Here is a 16,955-nt window from a genome sequence, read left to right on the forward strand (position 1 = left end):
TGCGGGGCTCTAGCTTCGTCGGGTGCCGTCCTCATCCCATAGCCCTGAGACACCGCGGCGGTGGGAGGTCACCAGGTGCGTATCGAGCACCCCGATAGCCTCCATCATGGCGTAGGCACTGGTTGGCCCGATGAACTTAAAGCCCAGCTTCTTCAAGGTTTTAGAGAGTAGTAGGGAGTTCCCATCCTGCGTGGGTATATCGAAGAGGACGGCCGGGGTAGGGGTACGCTCGGGCTGGAAAGACCAGATGAGGGCTGGCAAACCTGCCTCAACCTGCTGGCCTGCTGCCAGCGTCCGCGCACCTAGGTCGATAGTGGTTCTGCCGGGAGCTACTACCTGAACAGCCGATCGTAGAGCAAGTGTAGCCTGGGCGTTGCCGATAGCTGCGCGAATCTTGCCGCGGTGGCGAATAATGCGGGCGTCCGCAGCTAGCCGCTCCACGTCGTCCTCGGTGAAAGCCGCAACCTTCTCAACCTCAAAGCCCTCAAAGAGCTCGCGGAAGGCCTCGCGCTTGGTCAAGATAGTGCGCCAGGAGAGCCCGGCCTGAAAACCTTCGAGGCAGAGGCGCTCAAAGACTCCCTGCTCGTCGGTGACGGGCACACCCCACTCGGTGTCGTAGTAGGCCTGCATATCACCATCGTCTGCGGCCCAGACCGGGCGCACTAGCCCGTCGGTACCTACCCGGGTATCGGTCATTAGAAGAGCCGCCCTTCAATCTCGGCGCTGGGCTCTTCGAGGGCCAGCAGAAACTCTTTACGTTCCAGCCCGCCCGCGTAGCCGGTGAGCTTGCCGTCTGAGGCTACCACCCGGTGGCAGGGGATAAAAATGGTGACCTTATTGCGGCCCACGGCCTGGCCAACCGCCTGAGCCGGGGCACCCGGTCCCACAATCTTGGAAATAGCCCCGTAGGTGGTGGTGTAGCCGTAGGGAATCTCGCGCAGGGCCGCCCACACCGCCAGCTGAAAATCGGTGCCGTCAGGAGCGATCGGCAGCTCAAAAACGGTCCGTTTCCCGGCAAAGTATTCCAGCAGCTGGGCCTGGGCATCGGTCAGCACCTCACAGTCGCTCACCTCAATGCGATGCCCCAGGTCCTCCTGCTTGGGGAAGTGGGCTTGGCCGGTAAACCAGGCACCGGTGAGGGCCTGCCCGTCGGAGGCCAAGATCATTTCACCCAGCGGGGTAAGGGTATGGGCGTGGTAGGTCATGTAAGTAGTCTAGTTCGGCGGTATACAAATAGCCCTGCACCTCACCGGTAGGTGACGATGCAGGGCTATTGTTTCAGCGCAAGACAACCAGCCTAACGCTAGAGTCTCGTTGAGCCGGGTGCTTAGTCCTGTTCGACGTCCTCATCGACCCAGTCCAGGGTCTTAGAGACAGCCTTCTTCCACAGACGGTACTGGCGTTCGACCTCGTCCTTGTCCATCTGGGGCTCCCAGCGCTTGTCTTCGGACCAGTTGTCGATGACGTCCTGCTCGCCCTCCCAGAAGCCGACGGCGATACCGGCGGCGTAGGCGGCACCCAGGGCGGTGGTTTCAATGACCTTGGGGCGGATGACGGGCACACCCAGCAGGTCGGCCTGGAACTGCATGAGGAACTCGTTGGCGGTCATACCGCCGTCGACGCGCAGTTCTTCCAGGGAGACCTTGGTGCCTGCTGCTTCGGCGTCGGCGTTCATGGCGTCCAAAACTTCGCGGGTCTGGAAGGCGGTTGCCTCAAGAGCTGCGCGGACGATGTGGGCGCGGTTGACGTAGCGGGTCAGGCCAACGATGACGCCGCGGGCATCTGACTTCCAGTGGGGAGCGAAGAGGCCGGAGAAGGCGGGGACGACGTAGGCGCCACCGGAGTTCTCAACGCTGGTGGCCAGTTCTTCTGACTCGGCGGCGTTGTCGATCATCTTGAGGTTGTCGCGTAGCCACTGGATCAGGGAGCCGGAGACCGCAACGGAGCCTTCGAGGGCGTAGACGGGGTCGGCGTCGCCCAGCTTGTAGGCCACGGTGGTGAGCAGGCCGTTTTCTGAGATGACGGGCTCGTTGCCGGTGTTCATGAGCATGAAGTTACCGGTGCCGTAGGTGTTCTTGGCCATGCCCTTTTCGAAGCAGGCCTGGCCGAAGGTGGCTGCCTGCTGGTCGCCCAGAATACCTGAGATGGGGGTGCCGTTGAGCAGGCCCTTGGAACGGCCGTGACCGTAGACTTCGGAGGAGGACTTGATCTCGGGCAGCATGCTCATGGGAATACCCATGTCTGCTGCGATGGATTCGTCCCATTCCAGGGTCTTGATGTTCATCAGCAGGGTACGGGAAGCGTTGGTGACGTCGGTGACGTGCACACCGCCCTCTACACCGCCGGTCAGGTTCCAGAGGACCCAGGTGTCGGTGTTACCGAAGAGCAGGTCGCCTGCTTCTGCCTTCTCGCGGGCACCTTCGACGTTGTCGAGGATCCACTTGACCTTCGGGCCTGAGAAGTAGGTGGCCAGGTTGAGGCCGACGATGTCGTGGTACTTACCGGGGCCGTCCTCACCAGCCAGCTCGTCGCAGATTTTCTGGGTGCGGGTATCCTGCCAGACGATGGCGTTGTAGACGGGCTTACCGGTGTTCTTATCCCAGACCACGGCGGTTTCACGCTGGTTGGTGATGCCGACGGCTGCGATTTCGTGGTGGTTGACCTCTGCCTTGGTGAGGGCTTCACCCACGGACTGACGCACGTTTTCCCAGATTTCCATGGGGTCGTGCTCAACCCAGCCGGCCTTGGGGAAGATCTGCTCGTGTTCGTGCTGGCCGACGCTCTTGATTTCACCGGACTTGGTGAAGAGAATGGCGCGGGAGCTGGTAGTGCCCTGGTCGATGGAGAGGACGTACTTCTTACGCTCGGGGAGCTGTGACATGGTTTTTCTCTTTTCGTGTGCGCGCCGTCTTTGGCGCGGTAAGGGGTTTTGTCTTTAGTTTAGGGCGCGGACGCCGGTGCTCGGCTTAGACCAGCAGAGCGGGGACGAGGATGGCAGCTGCTGCTGCACCGATGAGGGGGCCGACAACGGGAACCCAGGCGTAAGCCCAGTCGGAGGAACCCTTACCCTTGATGGGCATGAGGGCGTGGGCGATACGGGGAGCCAGGTCGCGGGCGGGGTTGATGGCGTAGCCGGTGGGGGTACCCAGGGAGAGGCCGATTGCTACAACGATGAAGGCGACAGCTAGAGGGCCAAGACCCGAGGGGGTGCTACCGGAGGCCAGTACGAAGCCCACCAGGACGAAGGTACCGAAGGCTTCGGTCAGGGTGTTCCAGCCGTAGGAGCGAATGGCGGGGCCGGTGGAGAAGATACCCTTGGTGGTTCCGGGCTCAGCCTCGTCAAAGTGCTTCTTGTACACAAGGTAGGCACCCCAGGCACCCAGGAAGGCACCAATCATCTGGGCTGCGACGTAGACGAAGAAGTGACCCACGGTGGGGGTGATACCGGGGGCAAAGTCACCACCGGAAATCAAAAGACCCAGGGTAACAGCGGGGTTGAGGTGAGCACCTGAAGGGGCAGACATATAAACGGCCGCGAAAACCGCAAAACCCCAACCAAAGGCGATGGTCAGCCAGTCGGTATTCTTAGCGGCTGACTTGGGCAGGGTAACTGCGGCACACACGCCAGCACCCAGCAGAATCAGAATGCCGGTACCGATAACTTCAGAAACAAAAGCGCCAAGCAGGGTCGCATTGCCGTCTGCTGAGATAAGGGCGCTTGCCTGGACGCTAGCTTCAGCACCAGCTGCCAGTAGTGAGCTCATCGTTGACCTCGTATTTTCTGTGCAGGCCGGGTGCCCGAAACGGGCACCCGGCAGTTGTTAGTGATTAATGATGTTTTAGTGGAGAGTAGTGACAGGACGTCGGGGAGCCACGTGGGTTGCCCCGAGAACCTCAGCCGCGGCGTCCGCGTCCTCGGTATGAGTTTCAGCTGCGGCGATAGCCTCAACCCGCTCGGCGTAAATTGCCTTTTCGCGGGCCACGGTGGCCTCGTCCCAGCCAAGTTCAGCGGCCATAATCTCAAGGATCTCGTCGGCGGCGGACAGTCCGCGGTCGGTAGCCTCAAGATCCAGGCGGACGCGGCGCACCAGCACGTCCTCAAGGTGCAGAGCACCTTCGGCACGCACGGCCATGGCCACATCGGCCCGCAGGAACTGGGGTGCCTGGGCCAGGGGAGTACCCAGGGCGGGGTCCTCATTGATCAGGGAGATCACATCGGCCAGCTCAGCGCCGTAGCGCTCCAGCAGGTGCTCCACGCGGGCAGCATCCCAGCCGTTCTCAGCGGCCAGCGCATCGGCGCGGGCAGCCAAAGCTTCATAACCTTCAGCACCGACCAGCTTAATGTTCTCGGTGACAGAGGGCAGGGTCTTAGCGCGGTCGCCCAGGGCAAAGTCCACGGCGTCCTCAGCCATCACGCGGTAGGTGGTCAGCTTACCACCGGCAATAGCGCTCATACCCGGGGCGATTTCCATGACGGTGTGCTCACGCGACACCTTGGTCGATGCGGCATTCTCACCCTTCTTAGCCACCGGCTGCAGCAGGGGGCGCAGACCAGCGTAAGAGCTAATAATATCGGCCTCGGTCAGCTCATCGGCAATCAGCTTGTTAGCCTGGTCGAGCACGTAGCGAATGTCAGCCTTGGTGGCGACGGGGCGCTCGCGGTCTTCGGTGTAGGGGGTATCGGTAGTGCCGATAATCCAGTAGCGCTGCCAGGGGATGATGAAGAGCACGGACTTTTCAGTCTTAGTGAAGATACCGCTGGTTGCCTTGATACGGTCGCGGGGAACGGTGATGTGCACGCCCTTAGAAGCCAGCACCTTCAGGCCCTGGTCCTTGGTTGCCATGGACTCTGATTCTTCGGTCCACACGCCGGTTGCGTTGATAATGTGGGCGGCCTTGACGGTCTTCTCGTCGCCGGTTTCAAGGTCAACAATCTGGGCGCCGGTGACTCGCCCGGCGGCGTCCTTGTTAATAGCGGTGACCTGGGTGCGGGAAGCTGCCAGAGCGCCGTAGCCTGCGGCGGTGCGGACGAGGTCAATGACCAGGCGGGCATCGTCCACGCGGGCATCGTAGAACTGAATGGCGCCGGTGAAGGCTGAATCTTTGATACCGGGGAAGACCTTCTTGGTGCCTTCCTTGGTGAAGTGGCGCTGGGCGGGCACGGTGCGGTGGCCGCCGGCACCGGCGAAGGCCATGGTGTCGTACATGCCGATACCCACAGCGGAGTAGGCGCGCTCAATCACGGGCATCTTGAGGGGCCAGAGGAAGGGCTGGGCCTTGACCAGGTGGGGAGCTGTGCGTTCGAGCAGCAGGCCACGTTCCTTGAGGGCTTCGGCTACCAGCTTGAAGTCCAGGTTGTAGAGGTAGCGCAGGCCACCGTGCACGAGCTTGGAGGACCAGGCGCTGGTGCCAGCTGCCCAGTCGCCTGCCTCAACAATGGCGGTGCGTAGGCCGCGGGTTGCGGCGTCCAGGGCGATGCCTGCGCCGGTCACGCCGCCGCCGATGACGAGGACGTCTACGCCCGCTTCATCGGTCATGGCGGCTAGGGCCTGGGTGCGGGTTTCTGCGGTGAGGTGGGATTGGGTGGTGAAGGTGGCAGTCATGGGGATCTTCCTTGCGACGGGTTGCCTGGTTAATGTCTTGGTAACTATTTCAACTACCCGGTGCAGATTAGGCCAGCTGTATGAACAAAATTTCATCTAGTATTGAGAGATGATGAACAAAAGTCAGAATCAGGTGGTGGAGGCAGCCCATCTTTACTACCGGGAACACCAGACCATGGCGGCCATTGCTAGCCGGCTGGGGGTGTCGCGGCCCACGGTATCGCGCTTGCTTAAAACGGCACGTGAAACCGGGGTTGTGACCATCCAGATCAACGAGAAGGCCTATAGATCTGATCCCCTGGAAAAGCGGCTTGCCGATCTTTATCGGGTGCGGGCTACTGTGGTTCGGGCCCCTGAACACGCGACCGAGCAGGCCCGCATGCGCCGGGTGGCTATCGCCACGGCTAACCTGGTGGACTCTCTCATGGTGCCAGGCACCACCCTGGGCGTTGCCTGGGGTTCCACGGTGACCGAGGTAGCCCAGTTCCTGCCCAAACGACCCCTGACCGGGGTGACGGTGGTACAGCTCAACGGGGCGGGCAATGCCGTGCAGACGGGTATTCCCTATTCGGGTGCGATTCTGGGGCAGGTGTCATCCGCCTACGGGGCGCAGATGGTGCACTTCCCGGTGCCTGCCTTCTTTGATTTTGCTGATACGAAGGCCGCTATGTGGCGGGAGCGGTCGATTCGTGGTGTGCTGGCGGTGCAGCGGCAGGCTGATATTGCCCTGTTTGGCGTGGGTGCTTTTGGCGGCGAGGTGAAGTCGCACGTCTATAGCGGTGGCTATTTTGATGGTGAGCAGATGCGGCAGCTGCAGACTGAGGGGATTGTGGGGGACTTGTGCACCGTCATGATCCGGGAGGACGGTACCTGGGCTGATTTGGCGGTCAACCAGCGGGCCACCGGTCCCACCCCGGCTGAGCTGGTGAAGATCGGACGACGGGTGTGCGCGGCTGCTGGCCGCCACCGCGCAGTTGCCCTGCGGGCCGCCCTAGCCACCGGCGCGATCACCGACCTGGTGGTAGAGGCAGACCTGGCAGAAAGGCTTCTCTAGGGGGCTTTTCTTCTGGCGGCGGTGCCAGCTACCAACACTGGCCTCAGCTGCCCGCCTTTCTTTCGAACGTCCGAAAATCTTACAGACATTCGAAAGAAAAGTGGGCACTGGACGCTGAGGGTCGGGACCAAAAACAGCTACAGTAGAGACCGACCCTTAGACCTCAGCAGCCACTTCATACGCCAGAAAGGGCAACCATGCCAACCGCCAAACAGCGACTAGCCGCCTGGCTCGTCCACGCCTTCACTCTCACAGGCCTCGCCTGGGCAACCCTCGCCGGGATCGCCCTCATAGAAGGGGACTACACCGCTATGTGGCTGTGGCTGGGCATTGCCTTAGTCGTTGACGCTGTTGACGGAACCCTGGCCCGTAAGGCCCGGGTTAAGGACGTCATCCCCTGGTTTGACGGAGGAATCGTCGACATCGCCGTCGACTACCTCACCTGGACCTTCATCCCTGCCCTCTTCATGTACCTTGCCCTACCACTCGGCCCGCAGCCTGTGGCCTTGGCCCTCGTTATTCTGGTTCTGACCTCTTCCATGTTTTGCTACGCCAACGAACAGTGGAAATCCAGCGATTTCTACTTCGTTGGGTTCCCCGCAGCCTGGAATATCGTTGCTGCCGTGATGTTTATTATGGGCACCGGTGCCACCTTCAATATCATTGCTATCGTCCTCCTGGCCGTCTTGACCCTGACCCCCACCTATTACACCCATCCTTTCCGTGTGAAGAGGTTTATGGGTATTAACATCGCAGCTATCACTGTTTGGATTGCAGCAACGGCTGCCCTCATTGCCCTTGCCCCCGCAAAACCCTTCTGGTTGCTGGTGGCTTTTTGGATCAGCGGGGGCTGGTTCGTTGTCACCTGTGCCTGGCGGACCTTCTTCGGTGCAGAGCAGCCCAGAAAACTGGCTGACTAGGATAAGCACCCACCGCAGTTATCGGTGACAAGGGGAGCGCCTGCCTGAGCTACTCGGGCCCGCACCCGTTTTTCGCGTATATATCGGAAAACTTCAAATCCTACCGCGCAGGTGATAATGCAGGCCACAATGACATTGACATAGAAAGGGTAGTGTTGGCCAGCGGACCAGAAATAGGCATAGGGGGCCAGGAAGGTAATAAGCGCAAGGACGAGGGCGGCAAGGCGTACCAGGACCTTTTGGGCGGTAAACATGGCAATGACACCCCAGGCATAGGGGAGGGCCCCGCCGACGTCTAGGCCCCACAGTATCCATATGTTGCCCTGGAAACCTGGCAGGAAGGCCACCGGAATTGCCCGGCATGCCGAATAGAGCATGATCAGGGCGTAGGCCCACACTATCGGTGAATGGGCTAGCCGGAATGGTAGGGAGCGGGGAACCATGGGGATTCCCTTGCTCTGCAGCTCAAGGAGTTCTGACCTGGCTATACGTTTGGGGTCGATGCCTTCAAGGTGCCGCAGGGTACATTCTTGGAGGGGGCTGGAGGGGGCTAGGAGGATCCGCAGGAGTCGCTGGGGGCTGACGGCGATGGGCTGGACGCTGGAGCTTGTAGGTAGACGGTGTTTCCAGCTCTCAGGTGGGCTGACTTCTGGGCCCGCTACTTGGCAGGAGTCACCAAGAATAGCCTGGATGCGGGGTAGGTCATTTACATCTACAAGACCGAGCCAGAGGCAAATCCGCCGTTCTATGGAATAGCGAAGGGCAGGTCCCAGGTTTTCCATTGCCGCGGTGGGGGCTTGGCTACCCAAATAACTCAGAGATTCAACCTCAAGTACATGGGAAGAGAGTAAGCGCCCTAGGCATGGAGTGTCAGCTACTTCAGCCAGTACGGTGGGGTCAAGGGAAAAATCTTGGGCGATGGGGGTCTCTGCAACTGAAAAAAGGGTGAACATGTGTTTTACTGCCTTCTTTTTGGGCCCAGATGCGGGGGAGTGGCCACCGCTGTTTGCAGGGCGTCCTTCACCGCCCTAATAGCGGGTTGGCCTGTGCTTTCGGTGCGGGTAGCCACATAAATTTCGCGGTAGGGGGCACCTGGCAGCGGAATAGCCTTCACCCCGTGTGCCCGGCTTAGCTCGTTGCCGGCAGCGGGCAAGGCAAAGGACGGCATAATGGCCGCTGCCCCGCCCGCTGCCAGCTGCAAATGCGTGTTCAAATCATCGATTACATAGCGCACCTGCGGCTCAAACCCCGCAGCCCGGCACTGATTGATACCCCAGGTACGTGATGTGTTGTGCTCACCCTCAAAAACCCAGGGTAGGCGGGCAGCATCGTCCAAGCTCTCAACCTCAGAATCGGCGGCAACTACCAGGTTGAGGGCGTCCTCGGTCAAGAGTTCAGAGGTGAGCTCGGGGTACTCGGGAATGTAGTGGTGGGGGTAGGATTCTGCAATCACAAGGTCAAACTCCCGGCTTCGGGTCAGTGAGAGACCGGTTTCGGGGTCAATCTGCACCACGTGTAGCTGCACCTGCGGGGCGTGCTCCGCCAGATGAGCCAGGGCGCCCGGCAACAGAGCCTTGGCTGCCGATTGGAAAATCGCCAGTCGTACCTGCCCGGCAGGTACCCCCTCCAGCAGGGTGATGCGGGTGCGGGCGGCGTCCAGCTCCTTCAAAATATTGCGGGTGCTCTCCACCAGAATCAGAGCCTCGGTGGTCAGCTCCACCCGGCGCCCCACCTTACGCAGCAGGGGAGTGCCCACCTCTTTTTCCAGGGTGGTTATCTGCTGGGATATAGCGGAGGACGTCAGGTGTAGGGCTTTAGCTGTAGCGGCGAGCGTGCCTCGCTCGTGGATCTCAAGCAGCATGGCCAGGCGGCGCAAATCGTACATGGGGCACTCCTTAGGAAGGGGTGAATAGCGTCACGAATACAGATTAGCAGAACTAAACGTACTGCCTAAATAATATTCATTTTTTCTAATAGTGTAACTTACACCTAAAGATGGTGAAATGGATAACAAGCAACAAATTCACCCCGCCCTTGTGCGGGCTAGCAGGAGGTACCACCCTTGGCACAGCCTTTTAGCGATACCCACCATCAGCAGCTAGCTGACCAGGCCGTCCAGCTCGTCGCCGACTGGGTCAAAGCAGCCCAGAACATCCCCGCCGACCCCGCAGCAGAGAAGCTGGCAGGCGTCCTGAAGGACCCCAACGGCCTTGAATTTACCGTCGGCTTTGTCGACGGTGTGGTACGCCCCGAAGACCAGGCCGTTGCCGGTAAGAACCTGGGCCGCATTGCCCCCATCGTCCCCTCCTTCCTGCCCTGGTACATGAAGAGCGCCGTAGGTCTGGGCGGCAAGCTGGCTGCTAAGGCCTCCTGGCCCACCGTGCCGATCGCCCGCACCGTCCTGCGTCAGATGGTTGGTCACCTGATTGTCGATGCCCGCGACGAAAAGCTGGGCCCCGCCATCAAGCACCTCACCTCAACCGGCAACAAGCTCAACATCAACCTGCTCGGTGAAGCAGTGCTCGGTGACCGCGAAGCAGAGCGCCGCCTGACCGAAACCAAGCGCCTGCTGGCCCGCGACGACGTCGACTACGTCTCCATTAAGGTTTCCTCCGTTTCTGGCCCCCACTCCCACTGGGCCTTCGAAGAAGTCGTGGACGAAGCCGTCCGCCGCCTCACCCCCCTCTACGAGCTGGCCGCTAACTCTCCCGCCCAGAAGTTCATCAACCTGGACATGGAAGAGTACAAGGACCTCGATATGACCATCGAGGTCTTCACCAAGATCCTTGACCAACCCCACCTGAAAAACCTTGAAGCCGGTATCGTGCTCCAGGCCTACCTGCCCGACACCCTGGCTGCGATGCAGCGCCTGCAGGAATGGGCAGCTAAGCGCGTTGAGGCCGGTGGTGCCCGTATTAAGGTCCGCCTGGTTAAGGGTGCCAACCTTTCTATGGAGAAGGTTGAAGCCGCTGTACACGGTTGGCCCCTGACCACCTGCGACTCCAAGCAGGACTCAGATACCAACTACAAGCGCATCCTCAACTACGCCCTGCAGCCCGAGCACATCAAGAACATCCGCCTGGGTGTTGCCGGCCACAACCTCTTCGACGTCGCCTTCGCCCTGCTGCTGGCCGAAGACCGCGGTGTCGAAAAGGACATCGAGTTCGAAATGCTCATCGGTATGGCCTCCCAGCAGGCTGAGGTCATTCGCCAGCGCGTAGGCCACCTGCTGCTCTATACCCCCGTCGTACGCCCCGAAGAGTTCGACGTCGCAATCTCCTACCTGGTTCGCCGCCTGGAGGAAAACGCCTCAAGCGAGAACTTCATGAGCGCCGTCTTTGACCTCGACTCTTCACCCGCCCTCTTTGACCGCGAGAAGAACCGCTTCCTGCGTTCCCTGAATGAGGTCACCGACGAGGTGCAGCCCCCGCAGCGCACCCAGAACCGTCTGGAAGAAACCGAAGAGAACGTCTTCAAGCCTGCCGATGGCACCTTCGAAAACACCCCCGATACCGACCCCGCCCTGGCCGGTAACCGCGAGTGGGGCCGCGCCATCCTGGAGCGCTCAAAGACCACCCAGATCGGTATCGAAACCCTGGCCGCCAATGAGTTGGGTTCTGCCGAGGACGCCGAAACCCTGGTTGCCGAGACCGTGGCAGCTGGCGAGGCGTGGGGTGCCCGCCCCGCTTCAGAGCGTGCTGAGATTCTGCGTAAGGTAGCGGTAGCCCTGGCAGTACGCCGCGGCGACTTCATGGAAATCATGGCGCACGAGGCTGGCAAGACCCTGGACCAGGGCGACGTTGAAGTCTCAGAAGCCGTTGACTTTGCCTACTACTACGCCATGCTGGCAGAGCGCCTCGACTCGGTAGACGGCGCCCAGCATCACCCGGTTAAGTTGACCCTGGTCATCCCGCCGTGGAACTTCCCCACCGCGATTCCCGTCGGTGGCGTTATCTCAGCCCTGGCAGCGGGTTCAGCGGTTATCTTCAAGCCCGCCTCCAACACCGCCCGCATCGGTGCTCTCATTGCTGAGGTGCTGTGGGAAGCTGGCGTACCCCGCGAGGCCCTGCGCCTGGTCAAGGTCACCGACCGTGATGCCGGTTCAAAGATGATTGCCCACCCCGCCGTTGACCGCCTGATTCTGACCGGTGGCTACGAGACCGCCGAGATGTTCCGATCCTGGCGTAAGGACCTGCCCCTCTTCGGCGAGACCTCCGGCAAGAACTCCATCATCGTCACCCCCAATGCCGACCTCGACCTGGCGGTCAAGGACGTCGTCTACTCAGCCTTCGGCCACGCGGGCCAGAAGTGCTCGGCTGCATCCACCGTGATTCTGGTTGGTTCGGTAGGGGAGTCCAAGCGCTTCTACAACCAGCTGGTTGACGCTGTGAAGTCCCTGCACGTTGCCCACCCCCAGGACATCGAGTCAGAAATGGGTCCCGTCATCGAGAAGCCCGAGGGCAAGCTCAAGCGAGGCTTGACCACCCTGGGCGAGGGTGAAACCTGGATCATCAAGCCCGAACAGCTCGATGAGACCGGCCGCCTCTGGTCACCCGGCGTTCGCGCAGGCGTCAAGCCCGGCAGTGAATACCACCTGACCGAGTACTTCGGCCCCATCCTGGGTGTCATGAAGGCCGCTACCCTCGAAGAGGCTATCGAGCTGCAGAACGCCACCGACTACGGTCTGACCGCAGGCTTGCACTCCCTTGACTCCGGCGAGCTGGAACTCTGGCTCTCCAAGGTCCAGGCAGGTAACCTCTACGTCAACCGCGGCATCACCGGCGCTATCGTGCAGCGTCAGCCCTTCGGTGGCTGGAAGAAGTCAACCGTAGGTTCCGGCACCAAGGCCGGTGGCCCCAACTACCTGGTTGCCCTCTCCGACTGGGAGACCGCAGAGTCCACCGCCACCACCGCCCCCTCACACGCGGGCGTCCGCTCCATCCTGGCTGCCCTGCGCGAACCCACCGCCACCAACGACGGTTCCCTCGACATGCTGGCCCGCGCGGCAAGCTCCGATGCCGAGGCCTGGGCCACCGAGTTCGGTGTGGGCCACGACCCCAGCCAGCTGGGCGTTGAGCGCAACATCCTGCGCTACCTGCCCACCACCGTCCAGGTGCGTCTGGATGAGGACGGCGACCGCGACCGCGCCCTGCGCGTCCTGCTGGCAGGTGTAGCAGCCGGTGCCACCATCGAGTTCTCCACCGGCCAGAGTATCCCGGTGGCTGTTGCCGGCGCCCTGCGCGGTGCGGGCGTCACCCTGGTTGAGCAGAGCGACGCCGCCTACCGTGCTTCGCTGGCCAAGATTGCAAAGACCCCCTCAAAGCAGCTTGAGGGAACCGCCTTCGAAGGTGCCCGCATCCGCTACATCGGTAGCGACGCCACCAGCATCTACGAGGCACTCGATGGCCGCCCCGACATCGCGGTCTACTTCCAGCCTGTTACCGAAGCCGGCCGCATCGAGATGCTGCCCTTCGTCCGCGAGCAGGCAGTCTCCATCACCGCCCACCGCTTCGGCAACCCCTACAAGTTCTCTGAGGGTGTTATCTAAGAGGTCTAGGTAAGGACGCCCCACCCCGCTTCCCCTCCGCAGGGAAGTGGGGTGGGGCGTCCTTTTTATTTAAGAGAAAACCCGGCCGTTTCGGTGGCGCCCGCCACCAGCACCTGTACCCTGTGTCATATAATCGTTAGGTGAGAGCTCCTTCTCCCTCGTCGGAGCTCACCTCGTCGAGTTTCACGCACCTCGATCGGCACTCCCACAGAAGTCCCACAAAAGAAAAGGACACCTCCGATGAGCAACGTTCCTGCAGAACTCAAGTACACCAAAGAGCACGAGTGGGTCAGCGAACTCACCGCTGATGGCACCGTCCGCATCGGTGTTACCGACCACGCACAGAGCGAACTGGGCGACGTCGTCTACGTCGACCTGCCCGAGGTAGGCGAAACCATCGACGCAGAAGCAACCTTCGGCGAAATCGAATCCACCAAGAGCGTCTCTGACCTCTTTGCTCCCATCGCCGGTGAAGTCGTGGCCGTCAACGAAGACCTGGCAGATGCCCCCGAAACCGTCAACTCAGACCCCTACGGCGCGGGCTGGCTCATCGAGGTTCGCCCCAACGACGCCGCAGACATCGAAGGCCTGCTCTCAGCCGCTGACTACGAGGCAGAAATCGCCTAAAACCCGTCAGTAGCACCACGCTATGAGCCCGTGCAAGGGCCGCCTTTTCCGCAGGGAAAGGCGGTCCTTTTGCTCTAGGTAAAAAACAGGAAAATTTGGTGGGAGAACACGGCGCGAACCGGGCAGAATAGAGGCGAAGTGGCTAAGATTAAACGAACGGTTCACTGTTTACCATTTCGTGACCTTGAACCGCTTACACCACACCACACATAACATTTAGAACACAGGCACAGTACGGGCGTAGGCCCCGCCGCCCGAAGACATAAGGACGAGACCGTATGGCCCAGCATGAAGCACACCCGCCCACAAGCACCATCGCCATGGTAGCCCTGGGTGTATCCCAGTCCCATAACCCCACCGCCGAAGAACGCGACCTGCTGGCAACCCTGCCCGCCGGCTCAGCCGTCCTCATTGGTCTGGATGGCCAGTTCAAGGGCGCCCGCTTCCTCCTGAACCCCGAAACCGACGAAGACGGCGCTGACCTGCCCATCATCGCAGGCCGTAGCCCCCAGTCAGACATCTACCTGGACGACGTCACCGTCTCCCGCCGCCACGCCCTCTTCATCCCCAACGCGGGCAGCTTCATCCTGACCGATGCTGACTCCCTGAACGGCACCTACGTGAACAAAGACCGCGTGGACGAGGCCTACCTGCGCAACGGCGACGAAATCTACATCGGCAAGTTCCACTTCGCCTTCTACCAGGGCCAGGGGCAGTAACCATGGCTCAGGCTCACTCTGCTGAAACTGCTGGGGCAAAAAATAAGACCATCGGTCAGGTGCTCAGCGCCCTTGAAGGGGAATTTGAGGGCATTAGCGCCTCGAAGATTCGCTTTCTTGAAGATAAGGGTCTGGTGAGCCCGCAGCGTACCAATACCGGTTACCGCAAGTACTCCGAAGAAGATATTGAGCGCCTGCGTTTTGTGCTGCAGCTGCAGCGCGACCAGTACCTGCCGCTCAAGGTGATTCGTCAGCGCCTGGCTGACATCGACGCGGGGCTAGCACCCGCCCCCGGTAGCGAACCTGCCGAGGGGCAGGGGAGCGGGGCGGACGCGTCCGCGCAGCCGGGTGCCGAAGAGCTGCCGAGCGCCCGCCCGGCAGCAGAGGCAGAACCTGCCCGCACCTACACTCTGCGTGAGTTGGGTCAGGAAGCCGGGGTCGATATGCCCCTGCTGCGTGAGCTCATGAACTACGGTCTGCTGGCAGACAACAAAGAAGAATACGACCAGTACGACCTGGCCGTCACCAGGGTGAGTGACCAGCTCACCGCCCACGGCCTGCACCCGCGCCACCTGCGAGCCTTCCGGGCCGCCGCCGACCGCGAAGTCGACCTGGTAGAAACCGCGGTGGGCCCCCTGGCCCTGCGCAAGGACGAAGAATCCCAGGCCCGTGCTGCTGAACTCGCCGGTGATATTGCCCAGCTTCTGCTCCGTCTGCACATGGCCCTGGTTGCCGGGAGTATGCCCAGCTTCGACTAACCCCACCTATCCTTGCGTGATGGGGTACCGGGTGAACGTGGTCTGTCTTAATGACCAGAACCACGTTAAAACGCCGGTGCCCCTGCCGACCGATTAACCGGCAAAAGGGTTACTGGGCAGGTAGGATAAGAGAGTCCATGATCAGTTCAAGGGAAGGAACCTCAAACCGTGACACAGTACAACGGTGACCCTAGCGCCCCCGCCGCGCTTCGAGGCGTACCTGCCCCCATGGATCAGCCCCTGTTGGGCTTCGAAGACGTCATGCCCCGCACCTCCCCGGTGGGTGAGCAGGGCGTCCTCTTTGACGACCCCGTTTCTCTGGTTGATGAGAACCTGGGCTACCGCGGCCCCACCGCCTGCAAGGCAGCGGGTATTACCTACCGCCAGCTCGACTACTGGGCTCGCACCCACCTGGTGGAGCCCACCGTCCGCTCAGCCCAGGGCTCTGGCTCCCAGCGTCTTTACTCTTTCCGCGATGTGCTCGTACTCAAGATTGTCAAGAGCCTGCTCGATACCGGTGTATCCCTGCAGCAGATTCGCACCTCGGTCGACCACCTGCGTTCCCGCGGCGTTGAGGATCTTGCTGGAATCACCCTCATGTCTGACGGCGCCTCGGTCTACGAATGCACCTCAGCCTCTGAGGTCATTGACCTGGTACAGGCAGGCCAGGGCGTCTTCGGTATCGCTATCGGTCGCGTCTGGCGCGAACTGGAAGTATCGCTGAGCGAACTGCCCGGCGAAAGCACCGCCCAGGAAGTCCAGGCAGAGACCGAGATCCACGACGAACTTTCGGCCCGCCGCGCCCGCAAAGCCGGCGCCTAAAGAACATAGAAAACTACCCCGCCTCGCAGATGCGAAGGCGGGGTAGTTTTTTGTTGCGCTCTATTCCTATCTATCAGTACCTGCGTCGTACAGACCGGCCAGCAGCGCGGTGAAGGCGCTGGCGAGTTCCTGGGCTTCTTCCTCGGGCCAGTAGTGCACGGGGTAGGCGGACCCCTGAATGCGCTGGAGCAGGTGCGTCTCGGGCAGGATAGTCTCAGCGACCAGGTCGCCAAAGAGCACCTTCATTTCCTCGATGCGATAGTCGTGTTCGGGGTCGCCTGCACGTACCTTATTGATCACGATAGAGGCAGACTCCACGGCATAGGGGGTATTGGCTTCGAAGCGGGCAATGGCGCGCAGGGTGCGTTCGGAGCCCGCGACAGAGAAGAGGGAAGGCTCGGCGACAGACAGCACCCGGTCAGAAGCAGCCCATGCCATCTCGGTGAGACGGCCCAGGGTGGGCGGGCAGTCGATGAGAATCAGGTCAAAGCTCTCACGGACAGGCTCAAGGAGGTCTGCCAGGCGGGGGAGCAGGGTGGCTGAGTCGAGCTGTTCTAGGGAGGTGAGACGGGCGGACGCGCGCCCAACCCAGGTGCCTGCGTCCAGTCCGGTGCGGGAGGCGTTGCCCAGGCTGCCGAGGGCGGCCCACGAAGCGGGGGCGAGCTCGTCCGCCAGGGAAAAATCGGAAGGGGCGAGCAGAATGGTACCCATGTCGGTGCCTTCGGCGGTGTTCACGCCGAGGCCGGTTGAGGCGTCCCCGTGGGGGTCGAGGTCGATGACGAGGGTGCGCAGGCTGCTTGCCTGAGCAGCGGACGCCAGCCCCAGCACGACCGATGTTTTGCCTACGCCGCCTTTTAGACTGCTGATACTTACCACGCTGCTCATTGCCACGAAAGCCTCTCAA

At 61.3% G+C, this 16,955-nt stretch carries 15 protein-coding genes; 7 read left to right on the forward strand and 8 right to left on the reverse strand.

All coding sequences use genetic code 11. The features are described from left to right. Positions 1 to 9: 9 nt before the first annotated feature. The 5 genes from L7A20_RS07850 to L7A20_RS07870 all read right to left on the reverse strand — a co-directional run bounded on the left by L7A20_RS07850 (position 10) and on the right by L7A20_RS07870 (position 5,603). Entirely contained in the window at positions 10 to 696 is a 687-nt protein-coding gene (locus tag L7A20_RS07850) for a DNA-3-methyladenine glycosylase I (RefSeq protein WP_237223011.1), read from the reverse strand. Next, positions 696 to 1,205 (reverse strand): methylated-DNA--[protein]-cysteine S-methyltransferase, encoded by a 510-nt coding sequence (locus L7A20_RS07855; protein ID WP_237211958.1) that lies wholly within the window; start codon positions 1,203 to 1,205, stop codon positions 696 to 698. Before L7A20_RS07855 ends, L7A20_RS07850 begins: the two co-directional genes overlap by 1 nt. Positions 1,206 to 1,327: 122 nt before the next feature. Next, a complete protein-coding gene (gene glpK / locus L7A20_RS07860) occupies positions 1,328 to 2,881 on the reverse strand; it encodes a glycerol kinase GlpK (protein WP_237223012.1) in 1,554 nt (517 codons plus the stop codon). Between the two features lie 85 nt (positions 2,882 to 2,966). Continuing rightward, positions 2,967 to 3,764 carry an MIP/aquaporin family protein gene (locus L7A20_RS07865; RefSeq protein WP_237223013.1) on the reverse strand — a complete coding sequence of 266 codons (798 nt, stop codon included), beginning with the start codon at positions 3,762 to 3,764 and terminating at the stop codon, positions 2,967 to 2,969. Positions 3,765 to 3,839: 75 nt separating this feature from the next. Then, positions 3,840 to 5,603 (reverse strand): glycerol-3-phosphate dehydrogenase/oxidase, encoded by a 1,764-nt coding sequence (locus L7A20_RS07870; RefSeq protein ID WP_237223014.1) that lies wholly within the window; start codon positions 5,601 to 5,603, stop codon positions 3,840 to 3,842. A 112-nt stretch (positions 5,604 to 5,715) separates the two neighbouring features. On the opposite strand from L7A20_RS07870, the gene L7A20_RS07875 reads away from it, so the two are divergent. Further along, a complete protein-coding gene (locus L7A20_RS07875; protein ID WP_237223109.1) occupies positions 5,716 to 6,657 on the forward strand; it encodes a sugar-binding transcriptional regulator in 942 nt (313 codons plus the stop codon). A gap of 197 nt (positions 6,658 to 6,854) precedes the next feature. Then, entirely contained in the window at positions 6,855 to 7,577 is a 723-nt protein-coding gene (locus L7A20_RS07880) for a CDP-alcohol phosphatidyltransferase family protein (protein WP_237185460.1), read from the forward strand. Here L7A20_RS07880 and L7A20_RS07885 read toward each other — a convergent pair. Both L7A20_RS07885 and L7A20_RS07890 read right to left on the reverse strand, forming a co-directional pair. Further along, positions 7,574 to 8,530 carry a hypothetical protein gene (locus L7A20_RS07885; protein ID WP_237223015.1) on the reverse strand — a complete coding sequence of 319 codons (957 nt, stop codon included), beginning with the start codon at positions 8,528 to 8,530 and terminating at the stop codon, positions 7,574 to 7,576. The two genes, L7A20_RS07880 and L7A20_RS07885, sit on opposite strands and share 4 nt — an antisense overlap. Positions 8,531 to 8,535: 5 nt before the next feature. Beyond that, positions 8,536 to 9,462 carry a LysR family transcriptional regulator gene (locus tag L7A20_RS07890; RefSeq protein WP_237209194.1) on the reverse strand — a complete coding sequence of 309 codons (927 nt, stop codon included), beginning with the start codon at positions 9,460 to 9,462 and terminating at the stop codon, positions 8,536 to 8,538. Positions 9,463 to 9,639: 177 nt separating this feature from the next. Between L7A20_RS07890 and L7A20_RS07895 the strand changes: the two genes are divergently transcribed. The 5 genes from L7A20_RS07895 (at position 9,640) to L7A20_RS07915 (ending at position 16,051) form a co-directional block, all read left to right on the forward strand. After that, positions 9,640 to 13,125: a proline dehydrogenase family protein gene (locus tag L7A20_RS07895; RefSeq protein WP_237223016.1), complete on the forward strand. Its 3,486-nt coding sequence runs from the start codon at positions 9,640 to 9,642 to the stop codon at positions 13,123 to 13,125. A gap of 240 nt (positions 13,126 to 13,365) precedes the next feature. Further along, the gene (gcvH, locus tag L7A20_RS07900; protein ID WP_135011394.1) at positions 13,366 to 13,752 is read left to right on the forward strand and encodes a glycine cleavage system protein GcvH; all 387 of its coding nucleotides are present in this window, start codon (positions 13,366 to 13,368) and stop codon (positions 13,750 to 13,752) included. Between the two features lie 278 nt (positions 13,753 to 14,030). Continuing rightward, on the forward strand, positions 14,031 to 14,471 hold the full coding sequence (locus tag L7A20_RS07905; protein WP_237185455.1) for an FHA domain-containing protein: 441 nt from the start codon (positions 14,031 to 14,033) through the stop codon (positions 14,469 to 14,471). Positions 14,472 to 14,473: 2 nt separating this feature from the next. Further along, the gene (locus L7A20_RS07910) at positions 14,474 to 15,229 is read left to right on the forward strand and encodes a MerR family transcriptional regulator (RefSeq protein WP_237223017.1); all 756 of its coding nucleotides are present in this window, start codon (positions 14,474 to 14,476) and stop codon (positions 15,227 to 15,229) included. A 228-nt stretch (positions 15,230 to 15,457) separates the two neighbouring features. Then, positions 15,458 to 16,051 (forward strand): MerR family transcriptional regulator, encoded by a 594-nt coding sequence (locus L7A20_RS07915; RefSeq protein ID WP_237223110.1) that lies wholly within the window; start codon positions 15,458 to 15,460, stop codon positions 16,049 to 16,051. Positions 16,052 to 16,117: 66 nt separating this feature from the next. Here L7A20_RS07915 and L7A20_RS07920 read toward each other — a convergent pair whose 3' ends face one another. Continuing rightward, positions 16,118 to 16,936, reverse strand: coding sequence for a ParA family protein (locus L7A20_RS07920; protein WP_237223111.1), 819 nt, complete (start codon positions 16,934 to 16,936; stop codon positions 16,118 to 16,120). Positions 16,937 to 16,955: the final 19 nt, after the last annotated feature.

The organism is Rothia nasimurium, assembly GCF_928381415.1.
In the GTDB taxonomy this organism is placed as follows: Bacteria; Actinomycetota; Actinomycetes; order Actinomycetales; family Micrococcaceae; genus Rothia; species Rothia nasimurium_H.